The sequence below is a fragment of the Burkholderia sp. AU6039 genome, from assembly GCF_002223365.1.
Classification (GTDB): domain Bacteria; phylum Pseudomonadota; class Gammaproteobacteria; order Burkholderiales; family Burkholderiaceae; genus Burkholderia.
The window spans coordinates 2014501-2028937 of record NZ_NKFK01000003.1 but is presented as its reverse complement, the minus strand read 5'-3'; the positions used below and the strand labels follow the sequence as shown (position 1 = coordinate 2028937).

Annotated in this window: 12 protein-coding genes and 1 tRNA gene; 10 read left to right on the top strand and 3 right to left on the bottom strand. The window is 67.0% G+C overall.

What is annotated here, in order from left to right; genetic code table 11:
• Positions 1–77 precede the first annotated feature (77 nt).
• The 4 genes from CFB39_RS12220 (at position 78) to CFB39_RS12205 (ending at position 3809) form a co-directional block, all read left to right on the top strand.
• Positions 78–1067, top strand: coding sequence for a beta-propeller fold lactonase family protein (locus CFB39_RS12220; RefSeq protein ID WP_089425787.1), 990 nt, complete (start codon positions 78–80; stop codon positions 1065–1067).
• Between the two features lie 16 nt (positions 1068–1083).
• Positions 1084–2058, top strand: coding sequence for a sterol desaturase family protein (locus CFB39_RS12215; protein WP_043190403.1), 975 nt, complete (start codon positions 1084–1086; stop codon positions 2056–2058).
• A 111-nt stretch (positions 2059–2169) separates the two neighbouring features.
• Entirely contained in the window at positions 2170–2997 is an 828-nt protein-coding gene (locus CFB39_RS12210; RefSeq protein ID WP_089425786.1) for an EI24 domain-containing protein, read from the top strand.
• Positions 2994–3809 carry a molybdopterin-binding protein gene (locus CFB39_RS12205; RefSeq protein WP_089425785.1) on the top strand — a complete coding sequence of 272 codons (816 nt, stop codon included), beginning with the start codon at positions 2994–2996 and terminating at the stop codon, positions 3807–3809. Before CFB39_RS12210 ends, CFB39_RS12205 begins: the two co-directional genes overlap by 4 nt.
• 115 nt (positions 3810–3924) lie before the next feature.
• Here the strand turns inward: CFB39_RS12205 and CFB39_RS12200 are convergent, their stop codons facing one another.
• Positions 3925–4389, bottom strand: a complete 465-nt coding sequence (locus CFB39_RS12200) for a rhodanese-like domain-containing protein (RefSeq protein WP_089425784.1) — start codon at positions 4387–4389, stop codon at positions 3925–3927.
• A 405-nt stretch (positions 4390–4794) separates the two neighbouring features.
• Here CFB39_RS12200 and glnA point away from each other — a divergent pair, with 405 nt between their 5' ends.
• From glnA to CFB39_RS12180, 4 genes are all read left to right on the top strand, one after another.
• Entirely contained in the window at positions 4795–6210 is a 1416-nt protein-coding gene (glnA, locus tag CFB39_RS12195; RefSeq protein WP_089425783.1) for a type I glutamate--ammonia ligase, read from the top strand.
• 160 nt (positions 6211–6370) lie between these two features.
• Positions 6371–7513 carry a nitrogen regulation protein NR(II) gene (gene glnL, locus CFB39_RS12190; protein WP_174975551.1) on the top strand — a complete coding sequence of 381 codons (1143 nt, stop codon included), beginning with the start codon at positions 6371–6373 and terminating at the stop codon, positions 7511–7513.
• Positions 7514–7559: 46 nt separating this feature from the next.
• Positions 7560–9077, top strand: a complete 1518-nt coding sequence (ntrC, locus tag CFB39_RS12185; protein ID WP_089473157.1) for a nitrogen regulation protein NR(I) — start codon at positions 7560–7562, stop codon at positions 9075–9077.
• 89 nt (positions 9078–9166) lie between these two features.
• A complete protein-coding gene (locus CFB39_RS12180; RefSeq protein WP_089473156.1) occupies positions 9167–11281 on the top strand; it encodes a prolyl oligopeptidase family protein in 2115 nt (704 codons plus the stop codon).
• A 23-nt stretch (positions 11282–11304) separates the two neighbouring features.
• On the opposite strand, the gene xth is transcribed toward CFB39_RS12180, so the two are convergent.
• Entirely contained in the window at positions 11305–12081 is a 777-nt protein-coding gene (xth, locus tag CFB39_RS12175) for an exodeoxyribonuclease III (protein WP_089425780.1), read from the bottom strand.
• A gap of 183 nt (positions 12082–12264) precedes the next feature.
• Between xth and CFB39_RS12170 the strand changes: the two genes are divergently transcribed.
• A tRNA-Met gene (locus CFB39_RS12170) sits at positions 12265–12341 on the top strand.
• 97 nt (positions 12342–12438) lie between these two features.
• On the opposite strand, the gene CFB39_RS12165 is transcribed toward CFB39_RS12170, so the two are convergent.
• Positions 12439–13131: an aspartate/glutamate racemase family protein gene (locus CFB39_RS12165; protein WP_089473155.1), complete on the bottom strand. Its 693-nt coding sequence runs from the start codon at positions 13129–13131 to the stop codon at positions 12439–12441.
• A gap of 138 nt (positions 13132–13269) precedes the next feature.
• Between CFB39_RS12165 and dinB the strand changes: the two genes are divergently transcribed.
• On the top strand, positions 13270–14433 hold the full coding sequence (gene dinB, locus CFB39_RS12160) for a DNA polymerase IV (RefSeq protein WP_089473154.1): 1164 nt from the start codon (positions 13270–13272) through the stop codon (positions 14431–14433).
• Positions 14434–14437: the final 4 nt, after the last annotated feature.

Below are 14437 nucleotides of genomic sequence, written 5' to 3'. Positions count from 1 at the left end.
CGCAATGCCGGCTTCGGTCAACCGGCGGGGCCGGTTGAACGTTTTACAATGACGGTTGTTCCTCGACGTGAGTCTTCATGCGCACTTTCCTTTCCCTCGGCCGCACGCTCGCGCTGGCCGCCGCCGTGCTGGCGCCCGCCGCACACGCGAATAACGTCATCATCCTCAATTCGGCCGAAGCGACGCTTTCCCTGATCGACCAGCAGACCCGCGAAGTCGTCAGCACGATGCCGACCGGCAAGGAACCGCATCACCTGATGGCGACGCCCGACAATTCGTCGCTGATCGTTGCAAATTCGGTCTCGAACAGCCTGATGTTCCTCGATCCGAAGACGGGCAAGCTGCAGCGCACCGTCGAGGGGATCGACGATCCTTACCAGCTCGGCTTCTCGCCCGACCGCAAATGGTTCGCGGCGGCCGGCCTGCGGCTCGACCGCGTCGACATCTACGGCTACGACGGCCGCGACCTGAAGCTCGTGAAGCGCGTGCCGCTCGCGGTGATGCCGAGCCACCTCGCGTTCACGAAGGACAGCAAGACGCTGCTCGTGTCGCTGCAGGTCTCCGGCGAGATCGCGGCGATCGACCTGCCGACGCAGACGGTCAAGTGGAAGATGAAGGTCGGCAAGGTGCCGGCCGGCCTGTGGCTCACGCCGGACGACAAGTACCTGCTCGTCGGGATGACCGGCGCGGATTACGTCGCGGTGGTCGACTGGCGCAACCAGAAGGTCGTCAAGCAGATCTACACGGGCAAGGGCGCGCACAACTTCCGCTCGCTCGCCGACGGCACGCACGTCGCGGTCACGAACCGGGTCGCGAACACGATCAGCATCATCGACGAGAACACGCTCACCAACGTCGGCGACATCACCGGGCTGCTGCCGGGCCCGGACGACATGGAGCTGTCCGCCGACAAGAAGACGCTGTGGGTGACGTTCCGCTTCGCGAAGAAGGTCGGGATCATCGACCTGGCGTCGCGCAAGCTGGTGCAGACGATCGCCGTCGGCCGCTCGCCGCACGGCATCTATTTCTACGACCGCGCGCCGTGGCGCGCCGCGAACGGCGCGTGACGGGCGGGGGAGAACGATGCTGCACCTGATCGATGCATTCGTCTCGGACATCCAGACCTGGCTGTACGTCGACGTCGTGCAGCCGCTCCTCTTCAAGTTCAACCTGATGGACTATGACGAGGACACCTACGACGCGCTGTACTGGGTGATCGTCGGGGCGCTGCAGATGGTGCTGATGTTCGTGCTGCTGCGCCCGCTCGAGGCGCTGCTGCCCGTCGAGCGCTGGACGAACCGCCGGGCCGTGCGGGTCGACGTGATCTACACGGCGATCGCGAAGCTCGGCATCTACTCGCTGTTCTTCTTCTTCGCGCTGCAGCCGCTGTTCGACAACTTCCAGGCGTGGCTGCGCCTGCACGGCGTCGCGAACCTGAACCTCGACTACCTGTGGCCGGGCGTGACCTCGAAGCCGATCGTCACGTTCGCGATCTATCTCGTCGTGCTCGATTTCGCCGGCTACTGGTATCACCGCTGGCAGCACAAGTTCGGCATCTGGTGGGAGCTGCACGCGGTGCATCACAGCCAGCGCCAGATGTCGCTGTGGTGCGACGACCGCAACCACGTGCTCGACGACGTGATCCAGTCGTGCTTCTTCGCGGCGATCGCGCTCGTGATCGGCGTGACGCCGTCGCAGTTCGTCGTGCTGACCGCGTTCACGAACTTCATGCAGAGCATTCAGCACACGAATGCACGGCTGCCGTTCGGCTGGCTCGGCGAGCGCCTGCTCGTGAGCCCGATCTTCCACCGCCGCCACCACGCGGTCGGCTATGGCCACGAAGGCACGAAGTACGGCTGCAACTTCGGCGTGCTGTTCCCGTGGTGGGACATGATGTTCGGCACCGCGTCGTGGAACCGCACGGTCGAGCCGACCGGCATCCGCGACCAGGTCGAGGGCGTGTCCTACGGCGAAGGCTTCTGGGCGCAGCACGGCCTCGCGTTCGTGCGGATCTTCCGGCGCCTGTTCCCCGCCAAGCGCGGCGCGGCATCGGCCTGACCCGGCCATTCCCACGTTGAGCGGCTCTCCCACGCGGCCCGCATGTGCTTTGGCGCATGCGGGCCGCGTGGTTTATCCTTTCCCCGTTTTTCTCCGTCGATACAGGCTCGCATGAACGACTTGCTGCGTTCCTTCGTCCGGGCATTGGCGAGTGCACTGCATCCGCGCATGCTGTGGCTCACCCTGATGCCGTTTCTCGTCTCGGCCGTCCTGTGGGGCGTCGTGCTGTGGTTCTCGTGGCAGTCGCTGCTGGACCTCGCACGCGGCGCGCTCGACGGTTTCGTGCTGACGGCCATGCTGTACCGTGCGTTCGACGCGATCGGCATGTCGCAGCTGCATGCCGTCGTCGCGCCGTTCGTGGTCGTGTCGCTCGCGATTCCGCTGATCGTGCTGACCGTGCTGCTGCTGATCGCGACGATTTCGATGCCGGTCGTGATCAAGCACCTCGCGAACCGGCAGTTCGCGGCGCTCGAGGCGAAGCGGGGCGGCACCTTCTTCGGCAGCGTGTTCAATTCGCTGTGGGCGGCGCTGGCCGGCGTCGTCGTGCTGGTCGTCACGATCCCGCTGTGGTTGATTCCGCCGTTCTTCGCGCTGTTGCCGCCGGTGATCTGGGGCTGGCTCACCTACCGCGTGATGACCTACGACGCGCTTGCGCTGCACGCGAGCCGCGACGAGCGCCGGGCGCTCGTGCGGCAGCACCGCTGGCCGCTGATCGGCATCGGCGTCGCGACCGGGCTGCTCGGCACCGTGCCGACCTTCGTGTGGGTATCGTCGGTCTGGATGATGGTGCTGTTCCCGTTCGTCGCGGCGGCCATGATCTGGGTATACGCTTTCATCCTCGTCTTCTCGGCGCTGTGGTTCGGGCATTACTGCCTGCGCGCGCTGGAGGACCTGCGTGCGAGTTCGCGCGCCACCGCAATCGACATGGGGCAGGCATGAGCATCGGCATCATCATCATCGGCGACGAAATCCTTTCGGGCCGCCGGCAGGACAAGCATCTGGCGAAGGTCATCGAGCTGCTCGGCGCGCGCGGCCTCACGCTCGACTGGGCCGAATACGTCGGCGACGATCCGGCGCGCATCACGGCGACCCTCGCCCGCGCGATCGCGTCGGGCGACATCGTGTTCTCGACGGGCGGCATCGGCGCGACGCCGGACGACCACACGCGCCAGTGCGCGGCCGCCGCGCTCGGCGTGCCGCTCGAGCTGCATCCGGAAGCGAAGGTGCTGATTTCCGAGCGGATTCGCGAAACGCACACCGATCCGGCCAAGCCGGTCGATTTCGAGTCGCCGGAGAACCAGCACCGCTTCAACATGGGCGTGTTCCCGGTGGGCGCGACGATCATCCCGAACGGCTACAACCGGATTCCCGGCTTCTCGGTCGGCGACCTGCACTTCGTGCCGGGCTTCCCGGTGATGGCGTGGCCGATGATCGAATGGGTGCTCGACACGAAGTACGCGCACCTGCATCACGCGACGCCGCACGCGGAGCGCTCGCTGTACGTGTTCGAGCTGCCGGAATCGACGCTCACGCCGTTGATGGAGCGCATCGAGCGCGATTTCCCGGGCGTGCGCGTGTTCAGCCTGCCGAGCGTCGGCGATGCGGAGCGCGGCGGGATCTACGCGCGCCGCCACATCGACCTCGGCGTGAAGGGGGAGCCCGAAGCGGTCGCGGCTGCATACGTGAAGCTGCGCGAAGGCGTGCACCTGCTCGGCGGCGACGTCGTCGAACCCGATACGCCGCGCGCCTGAGCGGCCCCTCGATCAGCCGCACAAAAACCACGGGCCGCGCAACGCGGCCCGTCATCGGCATGTCATCGCCCGGCTCGACGATGGGGTTGTCGCAACCGGCGGGCGCGGCGTGCCGTCAGGCGCCGATCCACGGCAGTTTCCGGAAGCACCAGCCTTCGACCGTCTTGCGGTGGCCTTCGGCGTCCTTCGCGCCCTCGAAGCCTTCGAGCAGGTCGAACGCCTTCGTGAAGCCGGCCTGCGTGGAGGCGACCGCGGCGAGCTTCGAGCGCGCGGCGCTGCGGCACAGGAACAGGATGGGCGTATCGGCCGGGAGGGCCGCCTTCAGTTCGTTGACGAATTCGGCGTTCGGCACGCCGCCCGGGTAGCGCGTCCATTCGAGGTGCAGGTACTGGCCGTCGCCGACGAGCGGGCGGCCGATCCAGTCGAGTTCGGCGCGGGTGCGCACGTCGACGAGGCGCGCCGACGGATCGAGCTGCAGCAGTTCGAAGGCCTCGGCCGGCAGCAGCGCCCCGGCGTAGTTGAGCGCGGCTTGTGCGCGGCGTTCGTCGGCCTTCGCGTAAAGCTGGTCGAGCGTACTCATGGCAGGGAGTCTCCTATCGGTCAAACGAACATTCTAGCGCGGCGTCGCGGCACGGATGTCCGCGTGGGGTGCGGTGTGCGCACCCCACACGCGTTCACCAAAAGCGTGCAGAATGGCGCGCATGCACCAAGATGATTCCGTGGACGGAGCACACTGCGATGATTGCACCATCGCGGTGCTTCCGGTTGGCAGGCGGTGGGCAGCCGAGCCCCGGAATTGCGCAGCACAGCCCCGTCGCGACGAGCGCTGGCGCGATTCGCGCCAATCTCGCGCATAGGTGGCACGGAAGCTGCTTTATAGGATTCGGTCGAATCGGGGCGCGCTGCGCCAAAGCAAGACCCCGGTCAGCTCGATAAACGAGGCGGTTCCCAGTCCGCCGGAATTGTTCAATCAGGAGAAGAGGTTATGAGTAAAACCGTCGCCGACGTCATGCAGCTCGTGAAGGACGAGGACGTCAAGTTTGTCGATTTCCGCTTCACGGATACGCGCGGCAAGGAACAGCACGTGTCGGTGCCGGTTTCGGCGTTTGACGAAGACAAGTTCGAAAGCGGCCATGCATTCGACGGCTCGTCGATCGCGGGCTGGAAGGGCATCGAGGCGTCGGACATGCTGCTCATGCCGGACCCGACCGCTGCCTTCGTCGACCCGTTCTATGAAGAGTCGACCCTGGTGCTGACCTGCGACGTGGTCGAGCCGGCCGACGGCAAGGGCTACGAGCGCGACCCGCGTTCGCTCGCGAAGCGCGCGGAAGCGTACCTGAAGAGCACGGGCATCGGTGACACGGCCTACTTCGGTCCGGAACCGGAATTCTTCATTTTCGACTCGGTCCAGTGGAACACGGACATGTCGGGCTGCTTCGTGAAGATCAACTCGGAAGAAGCACCGTGGTCGGCTGGCAAGGAATTCGAAGGCGGCAACACGGGCCACCGTCCGGGCACGAAGGGCGGCTACTTCCCGGTCGCGCCGGTCGACACGTTCCAGGACATGCGTTCGGAAATGTGCCTGCTGCTCGAACAGCTCGGCATCCCGGTCGAAGTGCACCACCACGAAGTGGCGGGCCAGGGCCAGAACGAAATCGGCACGAAGTTCTCGACGCTGGTCCAGCGCGCCGACTGGACGCAATGGTCGAAGTACATCATCCATAACGTCGCGCACTCGTACGGCAAGACGGCAACCTTCATGCCGAAGCCGGTCGTCGGCGACAACGGTTCGGGCATGCACGTTCACCAGTCGATCTGGAAGGACGGCCAGAACCTGTTCGCGGGCAACGGCTACGCCGGCCTGTCGGAACTGGCGCTGTTCTACATCGGCGGCATCATCAAGCACGCCCGTGCACTGAACGCGATCACGAACCCGACGACGAACTCGTACAAGCGTCTGGTCCCGCACTTCGAAGCACCGGTCAAGCTCGCCTACTCGGCACGCAACCGTTCGGCATCGATCCGCATTCCGCACGTGTCGAACCCGAAGGGCCGCCGTATCGAAACGCGCTTCCCGGATCCGATGGCGAACCCGTACCTGTTGTTCTCGGCGCTGATGATGGCCGGCCTCGACGGGATCCAGAACAAGATCCATCCGGGCGAAGCCGCGGACAAGAACCTGTACGACCTGCCGCCGGAAGAGGATGCAAAGATCCCGACCGTCTGCGCGGGCCTCGACCAGGCAATCGAAGCGCTCGACAAGGATCGCGAGTTCCTGACCCGTGGCGGCGTGTTCACGGACGGCATGCTCGACGCGTACCTCGCGCTGAAGGAGCAGGAGCTGGCGAAGTTCCGCATGACGACGCACCCGATCGAGTTCGAGATGTACTACTCGCTCTAATCGGCGATGGCGCTTCGATTCAGCGCCGTCATGCCGGTTCGTTCCCGTCGCGCGGCCTGCGGCGGGAACGGCGGAGTCTGAAAGGGGCGGCGTCCAGCCGTCCCTTTTTTGTTCCCGTGATTTTCCTTTTCTGGCCCGTTGAGGCGCGACAAGCACGCAGATGGTTCTGAAGAATCTGATCAAGGCGAGAACGGGGCAGCCCGAGCGACTGACGGACGACGAGCGGCTCGCACGCTCGGGCCTGCTGGCGGGGCTGGAAGCGCTGCCGACGGTCGTGATCGTGCTCGACCGCAAGACGCTGCGGATCGCGTTCGCGAATCCGTCTGCCGAGGCGATGCTCGACATCTCGCGCCGGCAGCTCGCGCAGCGGCCGTGGGGCGAGATTTTTCCCAATGCGAACGAGCTGGCATCGACGATCACCGCGATCGGCGAGGAACGCTTTCACGCGACGCACCTCGATACCGTGCTCGACCGGCCCGGCCGCGAACCGCTGCATGTGCACGCGATCGTCGGCTTTCTCGAGACCGCGCCCGATTTCGTGCTCGTCGAGCTGTTCGAGAACGAGCGGCAGTCGCGCACCGATCGCGAGGAACGCATCCACGACCTGACCGCGGTCAACAAGCAACTGATCCGCAACCTCGCGCACGAGATCAAGAACCCGCTCGGCGGCATTCGCGGCGCAGCCCAACTGCTCGAATTCGAGCTCGGCGAGCGCGAGCGCGGCGAGTTGCGCGAATACACGCAGGTGATCATCAAGGAGTCCGATCGCCTGCAGACGCTCGTCGACCGGTTGCTGGAGCCGCACCGGCACCCGCACATCGTCGGCGACGTGAACATTCATGAAGTATGCGAACGCGTGCGCGCGGTGATGCTCGCGGAATTCCCGCGCGGGCTGACGATCGAGCGCGACTACGACGTGAGCGTGCCGGACCTGCGCGGCGACAAGGAGCAACTGATCCAGGCGCTGCTCAACATCGTGCGCAACGCCGCGCAGGCGCTGCGCGAACGCATCGCGCAGGGCGACGCGAAGATCGAGCTGCGCACGCGCATCGCGCGCAAGGTGACGATCGCGAAGCGCCTGTACCGGCTGGCACTGGACTTGCACGTGATCGACAACGGGCCCGGCATTCCGGAGGAAATCCGCGACCGGATCTTCTACCCGCTCGTGTCCGGGCGCGACGACGGCAGCGGCCTCGGCTTGACGCTCGCGCAGACGTTCGTGCAGCAGCATGACGGGACGATCGAGGTCGAAAGCCGGCCCGGACGTACCGAATTTCAGATCCTGCTGCCGCTCGACCATTGAGCGGCGGCATGGCGATTCACCAGATTTACCCATATCTGACCGACCTATGAAGCCGATCTGGATAGTAGACGACGACCAATCGATCCGCTGGGTGCTCGAAAAGGCGCTCGCCCGGGACAGCTTCGCGACGAAGAGCTTCGCGAACGTGCGTGACGCGCTGGCCGCGCTCGACCACGAGACCCCGCAGGTGCTCGTATCCGACATCCGGATGCCGGGCGGCTCGGGCCTCGAGTTGCTGCAGGCGATGCACGAGCGCCTGCCGGGCCTGCCCGTCATCATCATGACGGCGTTCTCCGATCTAGACAGCGCCGTCGCGGCGTTCCAGGGCGGCGCGTTCGAATATCTCGCGAAGCCGTTCGACGTCGACAAGGCGGTCGAACTGATTCGCCGCGCGGTGGAAGAAAGCCTGCGCGGCGGCGCGCCGCAGGACGAGCGCGTGGCCGAGGCGCCCGAGATGCTCGGCCAGGCGCCCGCGATGCAGGACATGTTCCGCGCGATCGGCCGCCTGTCGCACTCGGCCGCGACCGTGCTGATCACCGGCGAATCGGGCACCGGCAAGGAGCTCGTCGCGCGTGCGCTGCACCGTCACAGCCCGCGTGCGAACGGGCCGTTCATCGCGCTGAACACCGCGGCGATTCCGAAGGACCTGCTCGAATCCGAGCTGTTCGGCCACGAGCGCGGCGCGTTCACCGGCGCGCAGACGACGCGGCAGGGCCGCTTCGAGCAGGCCGAGAACGGCACGCTGTTCCTCGACGAAATCGGCGACATGCCGTTCGACCTGCAGACGCGCCTGTTGCGCGTGCTGTCGGACGGGCAGTTCTATCGGGTCGGTGGCCACAACCCGCTGCGCGCGAACGTGCGCGTGATCGCCGCGACGCACCAGAATCTCGAATCGCGCGTGCGGCAGGGGCTGTTCCGCGAGGACCTTTACCACCGGCTCAACGTGATCCGGCTGCGCCTGCCGCCGCTGCGCGAACGCAGCGAGGACATCGCGCTGCTCACGCGCCACTTCCTGCAGAAGAGCGCGCGCGATCTCGGCGTCGAGCCGAAGCGCGTGTCCGACGAAGCGCTGGCTTACCTCACGTCGCTGGCGTTTCCCGGCAACGTGCGCCAGCTCGAGAACCTCGCGAACTGGCTGACCGTGATGGCGCCCGCGCAGACGGTCGAGATCAAGGATCTGCCGCCCGACCTCGTGCCGGCCGGCGCGCCGGTCGCTGCAACGGGCGATGGTGCGGATGCGCACGGCAGCGGTGGCGAGACGGCGCTCGCGCAACCGGCGACCGGTGTGGCAACGGTGGCGTCCGCGCCCGTCGGGGCGGCGCCGAACGGCGGTGTGCCGGCCGGTTATCCGCTGTGGGAGCATGGCCTGCGCACCGAGGTCGCACGGCTGTTGCGCGAGAACTCGGCCGATGTGATGGACGAACTCGCACGCCGCTTCGAGGCGGCCGTGATCCGCGAGGCGCTCGACTTCACGCGCGGCCGCAAGGTCGAGGCCGCGGAGCGGCTCGGCATCGGCCGCAACACCATCACGCGCAAGATCCAGGAACTCCATCTGGAGCCCTGAGCACGATTTGCGGCATGCGCGGGCGTCGCGCATGCCGCGATCGGACATAATCGCGGTTTGCACGCCGTTTGCCATTCCGCCGATCCTCAATGTCCGATTCCTTCCGCTGGCCCGCCGGGGCCGACCCGTTCCGTTTCCTCGAATCACTCGACAGCAAGCGCGCCCGCACGTGGGTCGACGAGCAGAATGCGCGCACGCGCGCCGCGCTGCGTGACGACGACGCGTATCGCGCGCTGACGGCGCGCCTCGCCAAAGCGTACCTGCCGCGCGAGCGCCCGGTGATTCCGACGCGCTGGCGCGACTGGGCCTACGACCTGTGGCAGGACGATCTCCATCCGAAGGGGCTGTGGCGCCGCACGCGCTGGGACGACTGGCGCGCGGGAAAACCGGCGTGGGAAACGCTGCTCGACGTCGACGCGCTCGGTGCGGAGGAGGGCGAGTCGTGGGTGTTCGAGCAGGACGCGATCCTGTACCCGGACGGCGATCGCGCGCTGCTGTCGCTGTCGCCGGGCGGGGCCGACGCGGTCGTCGTGCGCGAATTCGATCTCGTCGAACGCCGTTTCGTCGACGGCGGTTTCACGATCGACGAGCCGGGACATCACACGGTCGGCTGGATCGATCGCGATACCGTCTACGTGAGCTGGGATCGCGGCGAAGCGCATGCGACCGCGGCCGGCTATCCGTATGAAGCGCGGCGCTGGGTGCGTGGCACCGCGCTGGCCGACGCGCCCGTCGTCTTCCGCGGCGAACCCGACGACATCAGCGCGGGTGCGGGGTTCGATCCGATCGACAACCGTCACGTCGCGTGGCGCAGCGTCGATTTCTTCGACGCACACGCGTACCGCTTGACGGAGGCAGGCGAGTGGGTGCGCTACGACGTACCGACCCACGTCGAGGTCGGGTTCTGGGAAGGCTGGCTCATGCTGGAGCCGCGCCTCGACTGGGATTGCGACGGCGTGCGCCATGCGGGTGGTTCGCTGCTCGCGATCCGCGAGCAGGCGTTCCTGGCCGGGTCGCGCGAACTCACGACGCTGTTCGCGCCGCAACCGTCGACGTCCGCATGCACGTGGACGCACACGCGCACGACGCTGATCGCGAGCTGGCTCGACGACGTGCACAACCGCACGATGCTGTGGCAGCCGAGCCAGGCCGATGACGGTACGTGGACGTGGGACGCGCGGCCGTTCGAGTGGCCGGGGCCGGGCGATACGCAGATCGACGTCGAGCCCGTCGAATCGACGCTGAACGACGAGATTTACGTGGACGTCGACACCTATATCGATCCGCCCGAATGCTGGCTGGCCGACCTTGCGGATCGCGCGGACGATGCGCCGTCGCGTCGCGTGCTGCTCGACCGGCCGCCGGTGCAGTTCGGCGCGGCCGGGCTCGTCGTGCGCCGCGCGAGCGCACGCTCGCAAGACGGCACGATCGTGCCGTACACGCTGATCGGGCCGCGCGATGCACTCGACGTGGCCGACGGTGCCGCGCGTGTCGCGCGGCCGTGCCTGCTGTCGGGCTATGGCGGCTTCGCGATCCCGAACCTGCCGGGCTACAGCGATGCGTTCGGTATCGGGTGGCTCGAGCGCGGCGGCGTGATGGCGTTCGCGCACATCCGCGGCGGTGGCGAGTTCGGGCCGCGCTGGCACGTCGATGCGCAGCGCGAACATCGCCAGCGTTCCTTCGACGATTTCATCGCGGTGGCCGAGGATCTGGTCGCGACCGGCGTGACGACCGCCGCGCAGCTCGGCATCGAAGGCGGCAGCAACGGCGGGCTGCTGGTCGCCGCGTGCATGGTGCAGCGGCCGGAGTTGTTCGGCGCGGTGCTCTGCCGCGTGCCGCTGCTCGACATGCAGCGTTATCCGAAGCTGCACGCGGGCGCCGCATGGCTCGACGAATACGGTGACCCGGACGATCCGCACGAAGGTGCGGCGCTAGCCGCGTACTCGCCGTATCACCGTGTGCGCGAAGGCGTCGCGTATCCGCCGCTGTTGCTGACGACGTCGACGCGCGACGACCGCGTGCATCCGGCGCACGCACGCAAGATGGCCGCGCGCATGCACGCGCTCGGTCATGAACGGGTGTGGTACTGGGAGAACACCGACGGCGGCCACGGCAGCGCCGACGATCTGGAACGCGCGGAGGCCGATGCGGCCGAATTCGGGTTCCTGTGGGCTCATCTCGGGCCGGCGCCCGCGCGGCGCTGAACGCGCGCGGGCTGCCCGGAAGATCAGCCGACGACCGCGACGACGGGCGTGTGGTCGGACGGCTGTTCCCACGTGCGCGGCGTGCGATCGACTTCGCACGACGTGCAGGTTTCCGCGAGCGCCGGCGACAGCAGCACGTGGTCGATGCGCAGCCCCGCGTTGCGGCGGAACGCCATCATCCGGTAGTCCCACCACGTGAAGGTCTTCTCCGGCTGTTCGAAGCGGCGGAACGCGTCGACGAAGCCCAGCTCGATCAGCTGCGCGAAGTGGGCGCGCTCCTGCGGCGACACGAGGTTCTGGCCTTCCCATTTCGCCGGGTCGTGCACGTCGCGGTCTTCCGGCGCGATGTTGTAGTCGCCGAGCAGCGCGAGCTTCGGGTAGCGCTGCAGCTCGGTGCGCAGCCATGCCTGCAGCGCGTCGAGCCATTGCATCTTGTAGACGAACTTGTCGGAGTCGGGCGCCTGGCCGTTCGGGAAATAGGCGGACACGATGCGCACGCCGTCGACCGTCGCGGCGACCACGCGCTGCTGCGGGTCGTCGAAGCCCGGGATGTTGCGCACGACGTCCGATTCGTCGACGGACAGCGTGTCGCGCGCGAGGATCGCGACGCCGTTGTAGGTCTTCTGGCCGGTGAACCAGCTGCGGTAGCCGACCGCCTCGAGATCGGCGCGCGGGAATTTCTCGTCCGGCAGCTTCAGTTCCTGCAGGCACAGCACGTCGGTTCCACTTTGCGCGAGCCAGTCGAGCACGTGCTGCTTGCGGACGTTGAGCGAGTTGACGTTCCAGGTGGCGATTTTCATGAACGGGAGTGTGCGTGCGGGGTGAATGCGAAGGCCGCCATCTTACCGCGAGCACGGGGCGCGAACGCGCGCTTCGTGCGGGGCGGGGGAGGCGCCGCGCGCGGCCGTTTCGATGAATCGAGAAGAAATTGTGACAAAAGTATTGACGTGAGTACTCCCTCACCCTATAATTTATTTCTCTGACGCGGGGTGGAGCAGTCTGGCAGCTCGTCGGGCTCATAACCCGAAGGTCGTAGGTTCAAATCCTACCCCCGCAACCAAGCACACCAGACGATGTGCAGCGCAAGTGACCGATGCGCGCTTCGTCGACAGGAACCCGGCCCCGTGCCGGGTTTTTTGTTTTCCGCGCGGCAGCGATCAGCGCGCCGCCCACTCGACCGCCGCCTTCGCATGCAGCGCGGTCGTATCGAACACCGGCAGCGGCGAGTCGTCCGCGCCGATCAGCAGCGTGATTTCCGTGCAGCCGAGGATCACGGCCTGCGCACCGCGCCGGGCCAGTTCCTCGATGATCGTCACGTACGTCGCGCGCGATTCCGGCGAGACGATGCCGTGGCACAGCTCGTCGTAGATGATCCGGTGCACGTCGTCGCGCCCGCGTTCGTCCGGCACGAGCACCTCCATCCCGAACTTCCCGCGCAGCCGCTCCGCATAGAACGGCAGCTCCATCGTGTAGCGCGTGCCGAGCAGCGCGACGCGCTCGACGCCGGCATCGCGCAGCGCGGTGCCGGTCGGATCGACGATGTGCAGGAACGGCAACTTCACCGCGGCTTCGATCGCATCGCATACGCGATGCATCGTATTGGTGGTCAGCACGACCAGATCGGCGCCGGCCGCTTCGAGCTGTCGTGCGGCGCCGGCCATCCGTTCGCCGAGCGCGGCCCAGTCGTGCGTGCGCTGCAGCGCTTCGATCTCCGCGAAATCGACCGTGACCAGCACGCTCTTCGCGTTGTGGTGCCCGCCGTGCAACGCCTTCGAATGGCGATTGATCATCCGGTAGTACTCGGCCGACGATTCCCAGCTCATCCCGCCGATCAGTCCGATCGTCTTCATCTGTCACCTTTTGCGTTTCGTGTTTTGCGGCAGACGAGTATAGGCGCCGCTGTTCGTGCCCGGCCGGTACGATCCGCGCAAGGCGGGCCAGTACGGCGCCGCCGGCTACGGCCGCACGCGACAGTTGAAACCGGCACTGTGTTTTTGTACAGTATCGGCACCGTGAACCCGACCATCATTCCGCCTGCCGATCCGCACGTGCCGCCGCCCGGCGACGCGCAGCCGCGCATGCGCAAGATCATTCACTGCGACTGCGACTGCTTCTACGCGTCGGTCGAGATGCGCGACGACCCGTCGCTGCGCAACCGGCCGCTCGCGGTCGGCGGCCGGCCCGATCAGCGTGGCGTGATCGCGACCTGCAACTACGAGGCGCGGCGCTACGGCGTGCATTCTGCGATGTCGTCGGCGCTGGCGATGCGCAAGTGCCCGGACCTGCTGATCCTGCCGACCGCGATGGACAAGTACCGCGCGGCATCGCGGCAGATCATGGCGATCTATCGCGACTACACGCCCGACGTCGAGCCGCTGTCGCTCGACGAGGCGTACCTCGACGTCAGCGGGTCGGAGCGGTGCCAGGGGAGTGCCACGCTGATTGCGCGGGAGATCCGCCAGCGCGTGTTCGACACGGTCGGCGTGACCGTGTCGGCCGGCGTTGCGCCGAACAAGTTCATCGCGAAGATCGCGTCCGACTGGAACAAGCCCGACGGGCTGTTCGTCGTGCGGCCGCACGAGATCGACGCGTTCGTCGCGGCGCTGCCGGTGCGCAAGCTGCACGGCGTCGGCAAGGTGACGGCCACGCGGCTCGACCGGCTCGGCATCCAGACCTGCGCGCAGTTGCGCGACTGGCCGCTGATCGACCTGCACCGCGAATTCGGCGCGTTCGGGCGGCGGTTGTACGAACTGTCGCGCGGGATCGACGAGCGGCGCGTGCAGGCCGACCAGGAGCGCAAGTCGGTCAGTGTCGAGACGACCTACGTGACCGACCTGACGACGCTCGAGCAGTGCGCGGAGGAAATCCGCCGCCTCGTCGTGCAACTCGACGCGCGAATCGAACGGGCGGGCGCCGCGCGCTCGATCCGCAAGCTGTACGTGAAGATCCGCTTCGCCGATTTCCAGCGCACGACGGTCGAGTGCGTAGCCGATGCGACGAATGCGGACACGGCCGTCACGCTGCTCGCGAAGGGCCTGCAACGGCGGGCGCAGGCGGTGCGGCTGCTCGGCGTCGGCGTGCGTATCGACGAAGATACCGCCGAGCGCCACGGGCAGTTCTCGCTGTTCGACGACGAGTCGCCCGCGCCATGAAAAA